The 19,648-nt window shown below is 44.3% G+C and carries 13 protein-coding genes; 9 read left to right on the top strand and 4 right to left on the bottom strand.

The features are described 5' to 3' along the window. Positions 1-102: 102 nt before the first annotated feature. The 7 genes from BDE36_RS07060 to BDE36_RS07025 all read left to right on the top strand — a co-directional run bounded on the left by BDE36_RS07060 (position 103) and on the right by BDE36_RS07025 (position 13,777). The gene (locus tag BDE36_RS07060) at positions 103-3,096 is read left to right on the top strand and encodes a SusC/RagA family TonB-linked outer membrane protein (protein WP_141814308.1); all 2,994 of its coding nucleotides are present in this window, start codon (positions 103-105) and stop codon (positions 3,094-3,096) included. 60 nt (positions 3,097-3,156) lie between these two features. Continuing rightward, entirely contained in the window at positions 3,157-4,722 is a 1,566-nt protein-coding gene (locus tag BDE36_RS07055) for a RagB/SusD family nutrient uptake outer membrane protein (RefSeq protein WP_202618154.1), read from the top strand. Between the two features lie 58 nt (positions 4,723-4,780). Further along, complete coding sequence (locus tag BDE36_RS07050; protein ID WP_141814307.1) at positions 4,781-5,734, top strand: glycoside hydrolase family 43 protein; 954 nt, start codon at positions 4,781-4,783, stop codon at positions 5,732-5,734. A 9-nt stretch (positions 5,735-5,743) separates the two neighbouring features. Then, positions 5,744-7,378, top strand: a complete 1,635-nt coding sequence (locus BDE36_RS07045) for a sialidase family protein (protein ID WP_141814306.1) — start codon at positions 5,744-5,746, stop codon at positions 7,376-7,378. An 11-nt stretch (positions 7,379-7,389) separates the two neighbouring features. Beyond that, positions 7,390-9,405, top strand: a complete 2,016-nt coding sequence (locus BDE36_RS07040) for a hypothetical protein (protein ID WP_141814305.1) — start codon at positions 7,390-7,392, stop codon at positions 9,403-9,405. Between the two features lie 431 nt (positions 9,406-9,836). Next, positions 9,837-11,999, top strand: coding sequence for a TIM-barrel domain-containing protein (locus tag BDE36_RS07030; protein ID WP_141814303.1), 2,163 nt, complete (start codon positions 9,837-9,839; stop codon positions 11,997-11,999). Positions 12,000-12,154: 155 nt separating this feature from the next. Continuing rightward, complete coding sequence (locus tag BDE36_RS07025; RefSeq protein ID WP_141814302.1) at positions 12,155-13,777, top strand: DUF6377 domain-containing protein; 1,623 nt, start codon at positions 12,155-12,157, stop codon at positions 13,775-13,777. Here BDE36_RS07025 and BDE36_RS07020 read toward each other — a convergent pair. The 3 genes from BDE36_RS07020 to BDE36_RS07010 form a co-directional block, all read right to left on the bottom strand. Then, positions 13,752-14,144 carry a hypothetical protein gene (locus tag BDE36_RS07020; protein ID WP_141814301.1) on the bottom strand — a complete coding sequence of 131 codons (393 nt, stop codon included), beginning with the start codon at positions 14,142-14,144 and terminating at the stop codon, positions 13,752-13,754. The genes BDE36_RS07025 and BDE36_RS07020 overlap by 26 nt on opposite strands. Positions 14,145-14,213: 69 nt before the next feature. After that, the gene (locus BDE36_RS07015; RefSeq protein WP_141814300.1) at positions 14,214-14,729 is read right to left on the bottom strand and encodes a DinB family protein; all 516 of its coding nucleotides are present in this window, start codon (positions 14,727-14,729) and stop codon (positions 14,214-14,216) included. A 28-nt stretch (positions 14,730-14,757) separates the two neighbouring features. Further along, complete coding sequence (locus BDE36_RS07010) at positions 14,758-15,297, bottom strand: pyridoxamine 5'-phosphate oxidase family protein (protein WP_141814299.1); 540 nt, start codon at positions 15,295-15,297, stop codon at positions 14,758-14,760. Positions 15,298-15,484: 187 nt separating this feature from the next. On the opposite strand from BDE36_RS07010, the gene BDE36_RS07005 reads away from it, so the two are divergent. Then, positions 15,485-15,868 carry a hypothetical protein gene (locus tag BDE36_RS07005; RefSeq protein WP_141814298.1) on the top strand — a complete coding sequence of 128 codons (384 nt, stop codon included), beginning with the start codon at positions 15,485-15,487 and terminating at the stop codon, positions 15,866-15,868. Between the two features lie 248 nt (positions 15,869-16,116). Here BDE36_RS07005 and BDE36_RS07000 read toward each other — a convergent pair whose 3' ends face one another. Then, on the bottom strand, positions 16,117-17,604 hold the full coding sequence (locus tag BDE36_RS07000; protein WP_141814297.1) for an aminotransferase-like domain-containing protein: 1,488 nt from the start codon (positions 17,602-17,604) through the stop codon (positions 16,117-16,119). Positions 17,605-17,719: 115 nt separating this feature from the next. Between BDE36_RS07000 and BDE36_RS06995 the strand changes: the two genes are divergently transcribed. Next, the gene (locus BDE36_RS06995; RefSeq protein WP_141814296.1) at positions 17,720-19,618 is read left to right on the top strand and encodes a TonB-dependent receptor plug domain-containing protein; all 1,899 of its coding nucleotides are present in this window, start codon (positions 17,720-17,722) and stop codon (positions 19,616-19,618) included. Positions 19,619-19,648: the final 30 nt, after the last annotated feature.

Raw genomic sequence — 19,648 nt, 5'->3', positions numbered from 1 at the left:
CAAATCTGATCAGAACCTATATTCCATCAGAAAAGAGGCTTCAACAACTTGCCTGATCTGGTCAGACAGCTTAAATTATTTATTAACCAAAATTCTAAATGCATGTTAAGGAAAGTTTTACTATTGTTGATTTCTTTCTGTTCTCTGCTTACCTACGGGCAGAATCAAACAGTTAGAGGAAGAGTAACCGATGAGTCGGGTCTCGCTCTTCCCGGAGTAAGTGTAATGGTGAAGTCCACCAGCAGAGGCACTACCACTGACATTGACGGGAATTACTCAATCGAGCTTGGCCAGAAGCAGACACTGGTCTTCACGATGCTTGGAATGACTACCCGGGAAGTTGCGTTCAATGGGCAGTCTACTATTAACGTAACACTCCGCGCGGGCAGTAAAGAGCTGGAAGAAGTGGTTGTAATCGGTTATCAGACCGTAAAAAAAGCGGATCTCACCGGAGCGGTTTCCGTTTTCAATACCAGCCAGATGAAGAACACGATCGTTACCGGTACCGTTGGCGACGCTCTTAGTACCCTACCGGGAGTCAATGTAAGGACGAGCGGAGCTCCGGGAAGCGAGGGTAAGGTAGAGATCCGCGGAACAGGCACATTAGGCCCAAGCACGCCGCTTTATGTGGTAGATGGTATCGTATCAGGCGCTAACCGGGATTTTAACTTTAATGATATCGAGAGTATTCAGGTATTAAAAGATGCCTCGGCCGCTGCCATTTACGGATCCAGAGCAGGTAACGGGGTAATCATCATCACTACCAAGCAGGGGAAGGAAGGAAAGATGAAGATCGACGCAACTTCACGTTACACCTCCCAGTGGCTTCCCAGATATGACTTAACCAACCGCGATCAGTGGGTGGCCTTAAACGACCTTGCTTTTACAAATGCGAACCGGACGCCAGCCAATCACTTCACCGGAAATACTGACTGGCAGGAGGAGGTGTTCAAAACAGGCATTGTACAGGACCATAACCTTTCATTATCCGGGGGAACCAAAGAGACACGATATTTTATTTCAGCAAACTATCAAAGCAATTCGGGTACAACAATAGGCAGCAAAAGCGAGCGTCTCAGTCTGCGTGCCAATACTTCTGCCCAACGTAATTTTGGCGACAAAGTCACGCTCCGTTTCGGAGAAAACATCGTACTAAGTGACTATGCGGTTGACGAGCTCAACACGAATCCTATTGTGGACGTCTACCGGATGCTGCCCACTATTCCCATCTATAATTCCGACAACGCAGCGAAAGGCGGCTATGGCTATGGAGAAGGAAGCCGCGACGTGACCTTTGGCACCAATCCTTTTGCAAAGGAAGACTTCGAAAATACCACCAACGGAAACCTGAGGATCAGGGGAAATGCCTTCAGCGAGCTGGAAGTATTTAAATCGCTGAAATACCGCTTTAATTTCGGATTCGATCTCAGTAATGACCGTCATAAATACCTGAGAAAAGAAGGGTACTGGACGTATAATCAGCCATATGATCCTTCTTCACTGAACAAAAATCAGGCTCAATACCGCGGCCTCGTGTTCGACAATACGCTGGAGTATAATAAGAAGTTCGGCAAGCATGATATCTCAGCCGTTATCGGGACCAGCTATCAAACTTCCAACTACGAACAGATCTGGGGAACCAAGAACGATGTATTAATAACAAATAATCAATACTTCGACAACCTCGATGCAGCCTTAAGCAATCCCAAAACCGGCAATTTCAACGATCTCAGCAAGCTGTTCTCCGTGTTCGGCCGCTTGAACTACAACTACGACGAACGCTATCTTCTGAGCTTTACAATGCGCCGTGACCAATCCTCGAGATTCAGTCCACAATACCAAACCGGATACTTCCCTTCGGTGTCGGCCGGATGGAGGATCAGCAAGGAGGACTTTTTCAATGTTCCGGGCATAGATGACCTGAAAATCAGGGCAAATTATGGGATACTTGGTACTTCAAATATAGGAGTGTGGGACTGGGTTTCTTTTATCACTGTATTTCCTCAAGCTGTATTCGGAGTTGACCAATCGAAAGTTACCGGCATGACCCAAATTAAGCTGGCTAACAATGACCTGAAATGGGAAAAACTAACTCAGTTTAATGCAGGCCTCGATGCTGCAATGGTCGGCAACAAGCTTACCCTGTCTGTAGATTACTTCCTGAAAGAAACAAAGGATGTTCTCACCCCTATGCAGATACAGATGGCCACAGGAAATAACGGTGGCAACCCTTACGTCAATGCAGCCACTCTGCAAAACAAGGGAATGGAAATTTCTGCAACCTGGAGAAGCAAGATAGGAACAAGCCTGGGATATAATGTTGAACTGAACGGATCATATATTAAAAACAAGATTAAAGAGCTGGGTTATGGTCGCAAGGAATTCACGCAATGGAATACCAAATCAATTGTAGGAAAACCGATCGGAGAGTGGTACCTGATTAAAACCGACGGACTTTTCCAATCGGCGGCAGAAGTGCAGGCACATACAAACAGCCAGGGAAAGCCGATTCAGCCAAATGCCCAGCCTGGAGATGTAAAGTACATCGACTTCAACGACGACGGACAGATCACGGATGCCGACAGGCAACATTTGGGATCAACCATCCCTAAGTTTCAGATGGGTGGGAATCTCGGCTTTGATTACAAAGGCTTTGATCTCCAGATCCAGATGACCGGAGCTTTTGGATTTAAGTCGTTTAACGGCCCGCGGAGCGGTTTCGACCGTTTTGATGATAACTCAAATTACCGTGCCGATTATGATCCCTGGACTCCCGATAATCCAAATGCAAAAGACCCACGTCCTATCTATGCCGACTCAAGAAACGTTCGTGGAGATCAGGACCGCTGGCTAGAGAACGGAAGTTACCTACGCATCCGGCAGCTTGCGCTGGGATATAACCTTCCTAAGTCGCTTCTGAAGAATACCTTTAGCAACGTCAGGCTTTCGGTAAATGCTCAGAATCTGATCACATTTACATCCTATAATGGTCTGGATCCTGAATTCCTGAATGGAAGTATCTGGGAAAGAAGCTATGACAGTGGAAACTTCCCCAATCCTAAAGGCATCACTTTTGGCGCTCAGTTATCCTTCTAAAACGTGAAAATGATGAAACGAAATGAGTATTTAAAGAAGATTAAAAACCAAATCACACTGATGAAAAAGCTTATTTATATACTAATTGCGGTATTAGCAGTTGGGGCGTGTAAGGTAGACGTCGAGAACCCTAATACCATTACAGCCGCCACATTCTGGAAAACAGAAAAAGATGCACAGTATGGTGTAAACGCTGTTTATAATATGTTCTACAAGCCCGGCACTTACAGCCGGTGGATGTGGTTCCGCCTTGATCTGACCTCAGATGAAGGGTTCAGCCAGAGCCCATGGGCCGAGTTAAAGGAATGGACGCAGTTTACGTACAATAACTACAACTTCTGGGAGGGGAACAGTTGGACTTACCGCGACTGTTATGAGGCTATTTTCAGGGCAAACCAAGTGCTCCACAATGTTCCGCAAATCGCCTTTGCAGACGAAAACAACAAGAGCAGGATCATGGGTCAGGCATATTTCCTGAGAGGTTTGTACTATTACCACCTGGCTGTTCTATGGGGAGGACCTAATAAGAGCCTGGGAATTGTCCTGGAACCTTCCACACCCGGCATGCAGCCCGAAGGACATACCGAAACGGAGGTGTTTGAGCAGGCCATCGCAGATTTTACCGAGGCTCAGAACATGCTGCCGACAGCATGGCAGGGCGTCGACAAAGGCAGGGCCACCAAAGGTGCGGCTCTGGCCTTCAGGGCTAAATGCTACATGCAGCTCAAAAAATGGACTGAAGCGAAAACAGATCTCCAGTGGCTGGTAGATGGCGAAGGCCGCAGTTTTTATAATCTTACTACCAACTACTTTGACAACTTTAGCAAGGACAAGGAAAACAATGTGGAATCCGTTTTCGAGATCCAGTATTCAGATGCGAATAAGGCCCCAGCCAGTGATGACGATTTTGCTGTTGATCCAAACCTTGGTTTAAACCGTGGACAGTTCTTCGCCCCTCCGGGAATAGGCTGGACCGATGGTGAACTCAGGCCATGGCTGGTGACTGAATTTAAAAAGGAGAAAGACCTTAACGATAATTACGACATCCGCCTGAAATACACGGCTTTTTACCATGGCATGGAAGCCGACTTTCCAAACAACACCCGGATCTATAACCAGGTCAGCAACGCCGCAACCTGGGCAAGGGACAACTGGAAAGGCAGAGTGTTCTACCGCAAATATAGCTCAGAGTACTATCGCGATTTCGACGACTATTATAACCCTACCAACGTACGTCTGATCCGCTTTGCCGATGTACTCCTTATGTACGCAGAGTGCATCGCTCAATCAAATGGTTCTCTTTCTGATGCAGTAGCCTTGGTAGACAGAGTGCGCGCAAGAGTAAATATGCCAGCTCTTTCTGTCAATTATCTTTCGGCAACAACCAATAAGGAAACTTTCCTGAAACGTCTGCAAACTGAACGGGCCCTGGAGCTGGCTACCGAAGGACAGCGGTGGCCGGATTTAAAACGATGGGGATTATTGGATACACAGGCCGGTATTGACGAACTAAAATCACGTGACCCAGACTTTAATAAATTCGTTATAGGCAAGCATAACCGCTTACCCATTGCTTCAAATGAAGCAAATAACAACCCGAACATCACGCAAAACCCAATGTATTAGTACATTTACGAGGCTAGTCTTTTATCAGACTAGCTTCGTATTCTTATAAATCACTGTTATGAAGAAATTTGCTTATTTATTTCTGGTCCTTGTTCTGCCATCATTTTTGTCATGTAAAGGCAAAAGCCCGGACGAACCTATAAAGGTTGACATTCCGGTACCACTCGGCGACCCATTCATCATGCTTTATGATAATGTTTATTATGCTTATGGCACTAATGCTGAGGACGGTATAGAAGTATATACCTCAGAAGATCTTGAGTATTGGAAGAAAGCCGAAAATTTGGCTCTTCACAAAAGCAACTCCTGGGGCGACAAATGGTTCTGGGCTCCGGAAGTATATTATATCAAAGAAAAGAATAAGTTCTTCATGTATTATACTGCGAACGAACATATCTGCGTCGCAACAGCCGACTCTCCGCTCGGTCCGTTTATACAACCGGAGAAAAAGCCAATGCTGGAAAGCGAAAAGTGTATCGACAACTCCCTCTTCATTGATTCAGAAGGCAAGCCCTGGCTTTATTTTGATCGTTTTAACGATGGCTTGAACATCTGGGTGGCTGAGTTAGAAAGCGATCTAACAACAATCAAGACTTCGACCATGAGAAAGTGCATCAATGTATCGCAGGAATGGGAGACAGTATGGCCACGCGTGAATGAGGGACCTTTCGTGATGAAACATAATGGTCTTTACTATATGACTTATTCAGCGAATAGCTACGAAAGTCAGTTCTATGGGATCGGTTTCGCCACAGCGGCTTCTCCGAATGGTCCCTGGACAAAATATGCTTCTAATCCAATCTTTCAAAAGCCACAGGATTTAGTGGGAGTTGGACATAGTGCCATGTTCAAAGATAAGTCGGGCAAACAAAGGATAATTTTTCACGCTCATCGCAGCAAAGAAAGTATTCATCCACGGGGGATGTATATTTCAGATGTCGCATTCACCAATGATGCTGTACCGGTAATGAAGATTTCAAATAACATTATCAAAGCAAAGATAAAACGATAAAAACCTCCAATGACACTACACCTGAGCAGGTTATTTAAAATATTGTCGCTTTTGTGCGCATTACATTGGAACGCCCTCGGCCAGGAGCATAGCAGCACAGATGTTCGTATAGCCTGGGATTATTCATCTATGCAGCAGATTGCCGAAATGGGAGGATATCCACGGCTGACACGACTTAAGGATTCAACCTTGCTGGTAGTCTATGAGACCAGAACAGGAAATGTTCATCTGAAGAAAAGCACTGATGATGGCAAGTCGTGGTCAGCTCCTATGGAAGTATTCTCCCAATTTGTGTATGCCTCTGCAGATGGAAAATCAACCCTTGTAAACATCGCAAATCCCGAAATTAAACAACTGGAAAACGGCGATGTAATAATTGCATGCAATTACAGGCCTCAAAAGGCTGAGATAGCCCCCTACTCTATTGTCGTACGACGAAGTACCGATAACGCACAAACGTGGCTACCGCCGCAATGTTTATATTCTGCGGCGCCGCGCTTTACCGATGGATGCTGGGAACCTTCTTTCCTGCAATTGCCAGGCGGGGAATTGCAGGTTTATTTTGCAAATGAGAACCCTTACAGGAATTCCAACGAACAGGAGATCTCTATGTTAAGATCACAAGACAACGGGATCACCTGGTCGGAAAAAACCACAACGGTATCTTTCAGAAAAAACCGGAGGGATGGAATGCCTGTTCCAGTTATTTTAGGAAACGATATTGTTGTTGCAATTGAAGACAATAAGATTGGACAGTTTAAGCCCTATACCGTAAGGACGACTATATCAAAAAACTGGGCAGAGCCGGTGTTAGCCGATTCGCCGAACAGGAAGTATGCACTGGATAATTTAGTTGCCGACACAATATATATGGGAGCGCCTTACCTTATTAAGCTCCCTAACGGCCAAACTCTTCTTTCTTACCAAACAAACGAACGCCGAATGCATGATTGGGAACTTTCAACGATGGAAGTAGCCATTGGAGATACAGAAGGAAAAAAGTTTGGAAAGAGAACAAGACCCTTTGATGTTCCACTTAACAAAGAAGCAAAATGGAACTCTCTTAGCGTATGGGACAACCGTACGGTAGCGGCACTAAGCTCGTCTGATTTTAAATCGCGATATGTTGCGCCCTGGCTCATTAAAGGATATATTATTCCGGATATAAAACTGAAAAACAGCAAGATTGACGACTATCCTATATTTATTGGAACTAAAGGTCAAAGTAATCTGAAAGCGGGATTAACATTCAGCGACGGTTCTATCATCATGGAATGTAATGTCTCAGAGCCGAAAGCAACTCCGGCATCCGACTCGTCGGGCGTATTTCTTTTTCTTAAGCTTAATAAGCAGGTTTATAAAATATGGTCCTCAAAAGGAGGGCAGAATCATCTGTTCATAAAAAAACATGACCAATGGAAACGCTCTGCATTGATCAGCAAGTTATCGATAAACGTTAAACACACTCCCCAAGGTTATCAAATAAGCTATCGGATCCCTCCCAGTTTTCATGGAGCAAAAGCGTCACAGGAATTTTCCATTGGACTAGCATTCTCAACCCGGAATAAGGAAAAAAGATATGTTGAGCATCTAGCCAACATGGAAGAAGGTCGCCCCGAAACATGGATTAAAATTTTATTATAAGAACACGTACAATGATGAAAAGAGTAATAGTTGCCTTTATACTCCTTGGAAAGTGCATGGTTTCCTATGCGCAGGAAACGAAATTTGAATACAGTATATCGTTAAAATCTCCCGGGAATCCGGCTAAAACGTATTCACTGCAGGAAAGCGACAAAGGAGTTCTGCGCGCGAACGAAAACTTACCTGTTAATATCGTACAAACCAGGACCGATAACGGAGAGGCTGTAAAAATTGAAGTTACCCTTACCGCAAAAGAAAAGATCTACTACAACTTTGAGGAAATATGCAAGATCCAGTCATTCAACCACAGCGACTGCCTGTTTTTCCTCCCAGGTTTTTGGTATCACAAAAACCTTCGCTCACCTAAAGAAGCTCCATCATTTGCAACGAGCGACAGCTGGCAGGTAAGAGAAGACCGCTTAAGCTCCCCTGTCACGGGAATTTATAACGAAAAAACACAACACTATTATACCGTCGCCAGACTGGGTGCGTTTGAAAACGAAAGCTTATCTGCTCATGCCTCCGGAGAGGTAATTCTGACGGGTAAAACATCCATAGGGTTTACTGGATTTAGAAACATAAACGGTTCCTCCTCGCTGGTATTTGGGTTTCCTTATAATGAAATGCCTAAAACATATATAAGAAAGCTCACCTTAGCACCACCAGTGAAGGCCTTTGAAAAACTTGAAAAAGGAGAAAGTAAAAAACTGGTTTGGGAAATAAAAAAAGGGACAGCAGCGGACTATTCGAAGTTTATAGCAAATACCTGGACATATGCTTTCGATACCTACAAACCACTCCCGGTAAATAGCGGGCTTAGCAACGCTGAAGCGAAAGAAATACTCTCTAACTTTTACAGAGAGAGCTTCGTCGATCAACACGAATTAAACTATTTTTCGGGCGTTGAGTTAGCGACCGATGAGTGCAAAAACAATGGATCTGCGGAAGTTGGATTTGTTGGACGCGTTCTGCTGAACGCTTATAACGCACTGGAATATGGTGAGCAGAAAAACGATCCGGACCTCGTTAAAAAAGCTACGGCTATTTTCGACAGTTATTTAAAATACGGTTTTACGGCCAGTGGCTTCTTTAGGGAGTTCGTAGATTTTACTCATAAGAAGGAGACGCGTGTATATAGTATTCGCCGGCAGTCTGAAGGAGCCTTCGCTATTTTGAATTATCTTAAATACGAAAGGAACAAAGGCAGAAAACATCCCCAATGGGAAGCAAGAATAAGGACTCTGTTGCAAAATTTCTCCCGGCTCCAGCAAACGGATGGAAGCTTCCCGAGAAAATTCAATGATGAGTTCAAGATAGAAGATAAAACCGGTGGAAGTACTCCCTCTGCTACACTTCCGTTAACGATGGCTTATGTTTATTTCAAAGACAAAAAGTACCTGGAATCAGCCCGTCTGACTGGGATGTACCTGGAAAAAGAAATTATCTCGAAGTCAGATTATTTCTCTTCCACACTTGATGCCAACTGCGAAGACAAGGAAGCCTCCCTTTATGCATCTACAGCCATGTACTATTTGTCGATGGTGTCGTCAGGGAAGGAGAAACAGCGTTATACAGACATGTGTTTAAAGGCTGCTTATTTCTGTTTGACATGGTACTATACCTGGGACGTACCTTTTGCTCAGGGCCAGATGCTCGGCGATGTAGGTTTCAAAACGAGAGGCTGGGGGAATGTTTCCGTCGAAAACAACCATGTGGATGTATTTATCTTCGAATTCGCAGCGGTACTCGACTGGCTGGCAAAACAAAAACAGGAGCCCCGTTTCGCTCAGTTCTCGGCGGTAATCAAAACCTCCATGCTCCAGCTGATGCCGGTAAAGGATCATATGTTCGACATAGCAAAAGTGGGTTACTATCCTGAGGTAGTACAGCATACAAACTGGGATTATGGCAAAAATGGTAAAGGATTTTATAATAATATCTTCGCACCAGGATGGACTGTAGCCTCTCTTTGGCAGATGTTAAGTCCAACGAGAGTGGAAGATTTCTTTCTCTCAAAAAAGAAATAGGTTTTATTAAGGAGAAGAGTATCCAGTTGGATACTCTTCTTTCGGATGCAGGCCCTGGCTTCGCTGACATCCATGACCACAACCGTTCGTCGTATTTAGTAGAAGCGAACACCCTTCTTCTGTCCGTCACGGAGTATTTCATCATCGACTTGCGCTATACGCTAATGGCCCGTTTAAAGCAACGTCACTTGCCTCATCAACGCATATATCTGCCGGTTATTTTTATAAACCCCTACTTTAGGCAACTGATTTTTGCGACAATTTCCGCCTATTACAGAACAATATCCTATTGAAAAACAAAAACTTAACATAAAAACACATTTAGATTTTTCAGAGCAAACGATTTCCCATCAGTTTGCTGCCCGCGTTTTTATATACCTTAGTCCGATACTGACTAAACAGAAAACTACTGTTAAACTTTCGAAATTATTATGGGTCTTAAAAAGTTATTATTCCTTATTTCAATTTTCTATATCACAAATGCTCCCGCTCAGAATGTGGCTGTAAAGAAGCCGGTCCTGGTAGGAGAGCGAATCGTCCAATTTATACCGGAAGGGTTTGACAAAAGCAAAACCCCCTCTCTTATATTAAAAGAAGAGCCACGATCAAAAGGAACAATGCCTAAAGACTGGTCTTTGATCCCCGGTTTTGTTGTGAATGGCAATAAAGCCAGTGCCTACCTGAAGCTTTCCGGCGATATTAGCTTATATGGAGGCGGTGAAGTTACCGGCCCTCTCCTCCGCAATGGCAAGCTTATTAAATTGTGGAATACAGATACCGGGGCATATGGAGTGGAAGAGGGAAAACGATTGTATCAAAGTCACCCCTGGGTGATGGGTGTAAGAAGGGACGGCACAGCATTCGGAATCATCTTTGACACTTCATGGAAATCGGAGCTTTACACCAATTCTGATGAAATAAGGCTCAATACGGAAGGAGCACTTTTTCGCGTATTCATTATCGACAGGGAGTCGCCTCAAGCGGTTTTAAAAGGCCTGGCAGAATTGACAGGCACCATTGAGATGCCCCCCCTCTGGTCCTTAGGGTATCATCAGTGCCGGTTCTCATATGGAACAGAAAAACGTGTTCTTGAAATTGCCGATACTTTCCGCGCCAAAAGTATTCCTTGCGACGTAATCTGGATGGACATCGACTATATGGATGGCTATAGGGTGTTTACGTTTCATCCTCAAAATTTTCCAAATCCGTCAGCCCTCAACAACAAACTTCACAACAAAGGATTTCGTGCGGTTTATATGATTGACCCGGGTGTTAAAGTAGACAAAAACTACTCTGTTTACCAATCGGGTTCAGAAAAAGATATCTGGGTAAAAAAGCCAGATGGCACTGAATATCATGGCAAAGTTTGGCCGGGCGATTGTGCTTTCCCTGACTTCACAAGTCCTAAGGCGAGAAAATGGTGGTCTGGTCTCTACCAGGACTTCCTCGCAAAAGGTATTGACGGGGTTTGGAATGACATGAATGAACCGGCCATCAATGACAGCGAGTTACCACAGGAACAGCGCCTGGGAACGATGCCTTATGAAACCATGCACAAAGGCGGTGGCAATCTGCCTGCTGGTCCGCACTTGCTTTACCACAATGCTTACGGACGGTTGATGGTCGAAGCATCACGCGACGGAATAATGGCCGCAAATCCGGATAAACGCCCCTTCCTTTTAACCAGGGCCAATCTTTTGGGAGGACAGAGATATGCCGCTACCTGGACAGGCGACAACATGGCTAGTTGGGAGCACCTAAAACTATCAGTCCCGATGTCTATTACCTTAGGACTTTCGGGACAACCTTTCAGCGGTCCGGATATCGGCGGATTCCTGAACAACACGTCCGGCGACCTTTGGGCTAACTGGCTGGGGTTCGGCGTGTTTATGCCTTTTGTAAGGGGACATGCCTGCGCCGGAACAAACGACAAAGAGCCATGGGCATTTGGCGAGGCTATAGAAAACACCTCACGCATTGCGCTTGAGCGTCGTTACCGCCTGATTCCTTACATCTATACTTTGTTTCAGAATGCGGCGACCACGGGCATCCCGGTAATGGCGCCGGTATTTTTCTCTAACCCTAAGGATTTAACGCTTAGAAATGAAGAACAAGCTTTCTTATTGGGCGAAAACCTGCTTGTTATTCCGGCATTTGCAAAAAACCCTTCACTCCCCTCTGGTATCTGGGAAGACCTGAGTTTAGTCGGAGGCGATCTGCAGGACAAATATCAGGCGAAACTAAAGGTCAGGGGCGGGTCTATTATCCCGACTGGAAAAATCATTCAGAATACAACCGAGAACTCATTTGACCCCTTAACCCTTGTTGTTTGTCCCGATGAACAGGGGAATGCCGTCGGCAAGCTCTATACTGATGCTGGTGATGGCTGGGGATTTAAAAAAGGAGATTATAACCTGATGACATTCTCTGCAAAAAAAGATGGAAATACAATAAGCATCACCATGTCGGCGAAGGATGGAAATGGAAAAGCTGAAAATAAAATAGAAAAAATCAATGCAGAGGTGCTTTTAAAAGGAAAGATCTATAAAGGGACCGGTACCTTGAAAGAGGGAGTACAGGTACATATCCAATAACAATTCTTGGCTGGGACGGAAATAATACGCCCTCCTGCTAACTGGCTACATATGAAGTACGAAAAATCATATGTAGCTTGTTAGCGTCCCGATTATTGACGAGTAAGGACCAAACTTGCGTTAAGTATTTTCACCAAAAATGAATACATTACGGAATGTTAAAAATCAACCCTTTAGCTATATTTATACTGTTACTGCTCATTACTAAAAGTGGTGCGGCTTTTAGTATCTCCCCTAAGGATAGCTTGCTTAACATACTCCAAACAGAGCTTAAAAACAAGGAACACGACCGCAAAAAAGAGGCGAGGATCAATCAGTTAAGGATAGCTTCGCGCGACAGTTCGCGGTTGGCTTATCCTGAGCTATATCGTTTGTATAATGCGATTCTGGAGGAATACCAATTCTATAAGTTCGACTCTTCATATACCTACGTTCAAAAAATGATCCACATTGGACTAGCTCATGAGGATCATTTTAAAGTACAGGAAAGCAAACTAAAACTGCTGCAAATCCTCGTGCCATCGGGCATGTTTAAAGAAGCCTATGAACTTGTCTTTGAATTGGATAAAGAAACGATCCCAGAACAGCTTAAATCAACTTACCATAGGCTCAAAGCGCGATTTTATGAGGCCCTTGCAAAATATAACAACGATAAGTACTATGCTACACAATACCGCATAACTGCCGAAAACGAATTCAAGAAAATGACGTCAGCGTCGCCTCCAAATGCGTTCGAACGGGTAATTGACCAGGCAGAGATCGACGGAAGGTCATCGCGTCATCGCCGGACAGCCGAATTCTATCTGCATTTTATTACACACAACGGATTGACTCATCATGGGATCGCCATGGTGGCTATGAGATTGAGTTATTACCACTCGGGTGACGACAAAATTATGTTCCTTGCATTGTCAGCCATCAGTGATATCAGATCATCTACCAAAGACACGGAAGCCATTCTCAAGCTGGGGGAAGAGTTTTACAAAGCCGGCGATCTGAAATTAGCTTACGAATGCATAAATAAGGCAGTCTCGGATGCAGAGTTCTACGGAGCCAGAGGACATAAGATCGACATACAGAACGTGCTCCCACTGATAGCCGGAAAAACAATAATGGAAACCGAACGACAAAGAGACAAGTCGATAATTTATTCTTTGATATTTGCTGTCGTCGTGGTTGTGGTGCTGAGCATACTGTATGTAGTATTTATACAGCTAAAAAAGGTGAAGGTGAGCGAACGTTTAATTAATGAAAAGAACGATCAGTTGGCTTCAATTAACACCAAACTACTGGAACATACCCGAATAAACGAGGAGTACATCGGATTCTTCTTCAAACAATCCTTTTCTAACATAAACATGCTTGAGAAGCTTAAAAGAAAAGTGGAGCACAAGATTAAAATGAAGAAAATTGACGAGGCCCTCGAAGTTGTAACATCCATGCAAATCAGCAAAGAAAGGGAATACCTGTATGATACCCTGGATCAAATATTCCTGAAGCTACTGCCTAACTTCGTTCCCGCATTTAATGAATTATTGCGACCTGAAGATCAAATATGGCCGCAAAAAAGCGGATCGTTAAACACCGTGCTGCGCATCTTTGCTTTAATGAGGCTGGGAATAAAGGATGATGAGACTATTGCTGGAATATTGGATTACTCGGTAAGCACCATTTATACATACAAAATCCGCGTGAAGGCCAAAGCAATCGTCAAGGGTGAAGAATTTGATCAAAGAATAATGAACATAAAATTCATAAATCCTGCCGTACCATTTTAACAATTCTTTCATTTACTGTAAACAGCATCGTGTCTCCCACTAATTCTGCGCTCTGGAAATTGGAAAATCCTTTAAGTATATTACTATACTTCAATCCATCGAGTTCGAATCTATTTCCTCCTGCGTTGTATCGGCCCGGTAATTCCGCAACTGACGAATTTGTCTTGTCTTTAATTATAAAGTTAGTCGCATTTTTTTTGCTCTGTATAGTGATAGCAATATTATAATCCATAGTATCTACCGACTTCCAATCTCCGATATAGTCGTTGGGCAGCGCTTTTTTGTGCCCGCATGAAACCAAACCTGTAACGAGAATAAAAACGGTTACAGTTACATGTTTTTGTTTCACAAGCCTTCTAAACCTCATTTTAGATCAAGATGCCTAAAGATACAAAATTTAAAACTTGTTTACTTTGTCGATTCTACCTAAATTCTGCTATTTTTTGTTATCTCTCACTACAGCCGCAGTAACAAGTAGCTGCCCCACATGACGCATCGTATGCTCGGCGCCATGAACCAATAAGCCGATAACTGTTGACGGAAGGCCCGCCCGGCCCACTCCCCTGTAATCTGTCAGGATTGATTCGTCCGTGCCTTTAATCTGATCCAGTGCATTATCTACCTGATGATTGAAACGATCAACCAGGTCATTTACCGTATACTTTTCTCTTGAGTCTGTCCCCTCCTCTTCCAATTGGAAAAATTGCAGTTCGGTGAGGCTTTCCCTGCGGGCGTAAGTAAATACCCGGTCAAGCACTCCGCTCAAATGCTGAAGATGAAAACCAACAGAGGCTAGCCCTGCCGGACGTACCCACAGCAATTCATCCGGAAAGTCGGACATATACTCATTTACCTCTTCCCTGGCCTGGAGCAACGCATGAGCTACCGGCTGCAATACTGGAATAATACCTGGTATCGAGCCTCTTTGCCAAACTTCAAGTTTATTTGCCATATGTCTTTAGCTTTTATGTGGACGAACCTTACTCTATATCAAGCTTACCCTCAATTGTATCGTCATAAGTTTTGCCTAACACAGCACCTGCAGCTTGTTTAATAAAAGCTACTGCTTTGCCATTTTTATGATCCCAGTAATACCCTTCAGACGGATCTACTTTAATCACTGTAATCCGGGAATCGTCCTCGCCCTCAGTAAACCATGTTTTCAGCATTGGGTTCCACAGTTCCCTGATCTTTTCTTTATCCTTGCTAATCTCAGCAATGCCATAGATATTGAGAAAATCACTGTATGCCGAGCCTTGAAATAACAGGTGTACAAATGGGTCGTGACTTAATTCTTCATTTTTAAAACTATCATCGGAGCTCAGGAACCAAAAATTCCCGTCATCGTCAACTTTCAATACCGTCATCGGACGTGTTGAAAAAGGAACTCCGGTTTTAATACTGGAGCAGAAGAAGCAGGTAGCGGCATTTTCAGCCAGTTCTTTCATTTTTTTAGTAGCTTCAGCCCCCCTAAGGTTCTTTAAATTATCTTCAGGTTGTTGTTGATTTATACTATCCATTATCACAGATTTTGATATTTATAGATAACGGCAAATCAAACTTTTTGTGTGAGTTATGCATTCCGGAAACGAACTTATCCTAAAAGGATAAAACAAACAGGCATCTAGTTCTATTCTCTTAGCGGCTGTCCGGGAAATAAAACTCCGGTTTTCCCAGCCACAATTGGATAATAAAAGACAGTGTAAAATGAAACAATCTCTTGAAGATGTACTCAATACGCGACAAAAAAAACTCGCGTTTTTTCAAAATGTAATCTTAATTGCTGCTGCGGATAAATATCTGGACAAAGGCGAAGGCGACTTGCTATTGTTTATTGGAAATAAACTTGGGCTTACGCCCGATGATGTATCACCGATTGTAGATAATCTTCCTGTACTTAGCTTTATTATTCCGGAGGATGGCCTTCAGAAAACACTCGAACTGCAAGCGCTGGTCCAGATGATGACTCAGGATGGCCAGGTGCACGATAAAGAGTATATTTTATGTCTGGATTATGCAAACCGCATCGGTTATAGCAAAGAAATACTGGACGATATGATCGATCAGTTTACAAACGTACATCAGCGATGAGCCGCTGATACTAAAGTTAACTGCCCTATCCGGCTACGAGCACGGTAAGACCATTCATACTTTACTAAACCAGAAGTTCGGATACCAAAGCAGTTTTGAACATCAATGATTTTGAAAGAATAGAGGAGAGGTATATTTTCCGCATTCTCTATTCATTTCAATCATCCTGAATAAGGCAGAGTCTCTCTTTCGAAAGATGGCTGCAATAGCTCTGCCTGCAGAACCCCCTTCCTACTCTTTCAGGTTACCTATAATGCCGATTCGTTTACAACTATTGCGAGAAGTGTGACCGCTTCCTCCATTTCATTACTATCAAGATCAGCGAATCCCAGCTTCATAGCCGTTACAGATTCATTCTGATAAAGCAGCGTTTGTGGAAGATACAGCCCCTGTCTCATACATTGTTTACTGATCCTCATAAGGTTGAGCGTTTTGTCCCATTCTGTCCATACCGACAAACCACCGGGCGGCGATGCAAACTTTACATGGCCGTTTAGTTTACTTTGAAGTAGAGAACAGAATGCGTCGCGGCGCTCCTGGTAAACTCTTTGGTTTTTCTTCAGTTGCCGCTGAATTTCTCCTTCAGCAAGTAATTCAGCCACTGTTTGTTCCATGGTGGCATCCCCCTGGCGGTCCACAATCTGTCTTAACCGGCCCAGCTCGTCAATTAAATTAGGGGGCGCGACAAGATACCCCATCCTGAGGCCCGGAGCCAGAACCTTACAAAATGAGCCGATATGGATAGTCATCCCTGACTGGTCGGCGCTGGCTATCGGTAGCGGAAGACCGCCCTCGTAATGAAAATCATGTTCATAGTTGTCCTCGAGAATTATGAATCCATATTTCTCCGAGAGCTCAAGGAGCTCGCGTCTCCTCTGTTCACTTAGTGTTACGCCTGTGGGATAATGGTGGCTGGGAGTGACATAAACCATCCGGATGCGGTTTACTTTACATAGTCTGGCAATAGCATCTACCGAAATCCCATCCTGATCTACCGGCACTTGCATCAGCGAAGCTCCAAAATGCTGAAAAATCATATTGCTCTCGTAAAAACCAAGCCGTGCAACTATAACAAGATCTCCTGGAGTTAATAACAGCGCAGAGGTAAGAAATATCGCCATCTGAGTGCCGCGGGTAGTTAGTATGTTGTCTTTGGTGATATGTAAGCCACGGGTATTGTTTAAGTACTCCGCCAGTATTTCCCGGTAAAAGACATTGCCCTCTACAGCAGAGTAAGCAAGATATTTCCTATTGTTCTTGCGTTTCATGATGCCGCTATAGGTACGGGTAAGTCTTTCAGTAGGTGTCAGACGAACATCAGGCATGCCGTCTGAAAAGGCCAGCCAGCCCGGATTAGGCTCCTGCGGTTTATCCAATAAAATACTTCGCCTGAAGGTATAGCCGGTTTGGGAAGCAAACGCAATCGGCGCCTGTCCAAAACGGGAAGAGAACGGATCATTCTGCTCTGGTATGTTATTGATATAGGCTCCTCTATTGGGACTTACTTCAATCCAGCCCTGCGCTTCCAGCTCACCGTAAGCCGCAACAACAGTTTTCCGATGTACTTTCAGTTCTAAGGATAAGGCACGGGATCCCGGCAAACGCGATCCCGGCACCAGGTGCCCTTGTTTGATTGCATTAGTTAGTTGACGCGCTATTTGCAGATAAACGGCAGTACTGCTGTCTCTGTCAATAGAAACAATATGTTCAAAAGGGAGCCTTGCCGGACTACTCATACCAATGTATATAGGCCGGTAAAGTACATAAAAAAGAGTATTCCCCCAAACCGGACTATTGATAAATTGAAATCCGGCAGCCAAGGACAATGCCCATACCCTTTATTTTTGCCGCATGCAACATTTTTACAAAAGACACATCGCATTTCTATTCGTACTGTCCGGCCTGTTACTTCCGTTTTTTACGTCGGCCCAGGAAACAGGACATACGCTTGACGAGATTGTAGTCAACGAAAGCCGTATACAGCTACCATTTAAAAAGCAGAACCGCAACATTCAGGTACTCGACCGCGCAATGATCAATGGTATGGCTGTAAAATCGATCAATGAGCTTTTAACCTATGCTGGGGGCGTGGATGTACGACAACGCGGGCCATGGGGAACACAGACCGATATAGGTATTGATGGCGGTACCTTCGATCAAACCCTGGTATTAGTAAACGGGGTAAAGATGAACGATCCTCAAACAGGTCATCTCACAATGAACCTGCCTGTCCCACTTGAGGAGATCGAGCGGATAGAAATACTAAAAGGCGCCGCGGCAAGAATTTATGGGGTAAATGCACTGAATGGTGCCATCAATATAGTGACCCGGCGACCCGAACAAACCGGCCTTTACGCCAACGCATATACAGGAAGCAACTTTAAAAGGGACACATCCAATCAGAACCCGTTTGGAGGAAGCGGTGTGCAGATGGGTGGAAGTCTGGTTGGTAAACGCATGAAGCATAGCCTGGCTTTGGCAAACGAAAGTAGTTCTGGATATCGTTACAACACCTCTTTCAACAATACAAAGGCTTACTATCAAAGTTCTTTAAAACTCTCAGAGAGAAATTCAATCGATTTCATGTCAGGTTTCATCAATAATGATTTTGGCGCGAGTATGTTCTATGCCCCACCAAGAGACAACGAGTCGAAAGAAGCTGTGAGAACATTTATCGGAAGCATTGGAGGAACGCTTCAGGTATCGGATAATTGGGTGATGAAGCCGCGGCTAAGTTACCGCGCTAACAAAGACGATTATATTTTCATCCGTCAGAAGCCCGACGCTTTTCACAATATCCATACAACTGGAGTGATAGATGCAGAGCTGAATAATACCCTCCTTACGACTTATGGCGTAGTTGGAGCCGGTCTTGAATTACGCACAGAGCGTATCAATAGTAATAATCTCGGCATTCATGATCGTACGAATATGGGCGTGTCGGCCGAATATAGCTTTACTGGTATTCCATCTCTTCTTATCAATGCAGGTGCTTACCTGAATTATAACTCGGATTATGGATGGGATATCTTCCCGGGGATAGATGCAGGCTGGCAGATTATTAACCAGCTCCGGATATTTGCCAATATAGGGACAGGACAACGCCTGCCTACTTTCACCGATCTCTACTACACAGGACCTACCAACATCGGTAACGATCAGCTCCGGCCCGAGCGGTCGCTGTCGACAGAAGCAGGACTTAAATGGAGTTCGGGCCGTCTATACGCTTCTTTAAGCGGCTTCTACCGCCATACCAGCTCTTTTATCGACTGGATTAAGTATCGCGTCGAAGCGCCCTGGGAACCAATGAATTCATCACAGGTAAACACCAGGGGGGTCTCAATAAGTGCCGACTATCGTCTCTCCGAGGTCACGGGTGCCAGTCAGTGGGGTATTATTAACAGAGCCTCTTATACCTGGCTATCTCCGGAAGTATCCATGGAGAACGCTGAAAATGCAATTTCTAACTACGCCATAAACAGCCTTCGCCACCAGATAACAAATACCATCATCATAAACTACCACAACCTCTTAAGCATGAGCCTGGGCATGCGTTATGCCGAAAGGATTAACTCTGCATCTTCCGGTTACCTACTTATTGACAACAGACTCTCGGTGACACCTGGGAGCGTTACAGTGTATTTTGATGCCAATAATATTACAAACAAAGAATATGTAGAGGCCGGAGCTTCTCCCATGCCTGGCAGATGGTTTACCCTCGGAATCAAATGGAAGTGGGCAAATCTCTGAAAGGCAGGGAATTTGTACTGCTGAATACCA

Source organism: Arcticibacter tournemirensis (assembly GCF_006716645.1).
Taxonomy (GTDB): Bacteria; Bacteroidota; Bacteroidia; order Sphingobacteriales; family Sphingobacteriaceae; genus Arcticibacter; species Arcticibacter tournemirensis.
This window is presented reverse-complemented; position numbering and strand designations above follow the sequence as displayed.

Excerpts from the sequence above, each read along its gene's own strand:
- BDE36_RS07025 (WP_141814302.1), top strand. The coding sequence starts at position 12,155 with ATGTTAAAAATCAACCCTTTAGCTATATTTATACTGTTACTGCTCATT.
- BDE36_RS07020 (WP_141814301.1), bottom strand. The coding sequence starts at position 14,144 with ATGAGGTTTAGAAGGCTTGTGAAACAAAAACATGTAACTGTAACCGTT.
- BDE36_RS07060 (WP_141814308.1), top strand. The coding sequence starts at position 103 with ATGTTAAGGAAAGTTTTACTATTGTTGATTTCTTTCTGTTCTCTGCTT.
- BDE36_RS07015 (WP_141814300.1), bottom strand. The coding sequence starts at position 14,729 with ATGGCAAATAAACTTGAAGTTTGGCAAAGAGGCTCGATACCAGGTATT.
- BDE36_RS07030 (WP_141814303.1), top strand. The coding sequence starts at position 9,837 with ATGGGTCTTAAAAAGTTATTATTCCTTATTTCAATTTTCTATATCACA.
- BDE36_RS07005 (WP_141814298.1), top strand. The coding sequence starts at position 15,485 with ATGAAACAATCTCTTGAAGATGTACTCAATACGCGACAAAAAAAACTC.
- BDE36_RS07050 (WP_141814307.1), top strand. The coding sequence starts at position 4,781 with ATGAAGAAATTTGCTTATTTATTTCTGGTCCTTGTTCTGCCATCATTT.
- BDE36_RS07000 (WP_141814297.1), bottom strand. The coding sequence starts at position 17,604 with ATGAGTAGTCCGGCAAGGCTCCCTTTTGAACATATTGTTTCTATTGAC.
- BDE36_RS06995 (WP_141814296.1), top strand. The coding sequence starts at position 17,720 with ATGCAACATTTTTACAAAAGACACATCGCATTTCTATTCGTACTGTCC.
- BDE36_RS07040 (WP_141814305.1), top strand. The coding sequence starts at position 7,390 with ATGATGAAAAGAGTAATAGTTGCCTTTATACTCCTTGGAAAGTGCATG.
- BDE36_RS07010 (WP_141814299.1), bottom strand. The coding sequence starts at position 15,297 with ATGGATAGTATAAATCAACAACAACCTGAAGATAATTTAAAGAACCTT.
- BDE36_RS07045 (WP_141814306.1), top strand. The coding sequence starts at position 5,744 with ATGACACTACACCTGAGCAGGTTATTTAAAATATTGTCGCTTTTGTGC.
- BDE36_RS07055 (WP_202618154.1), top strand. The coding sequence starts at position 3,157 with ATGAAAAAGCTTATTTATATACTAATTGCGGTATTAGCAGTTGGGGCG.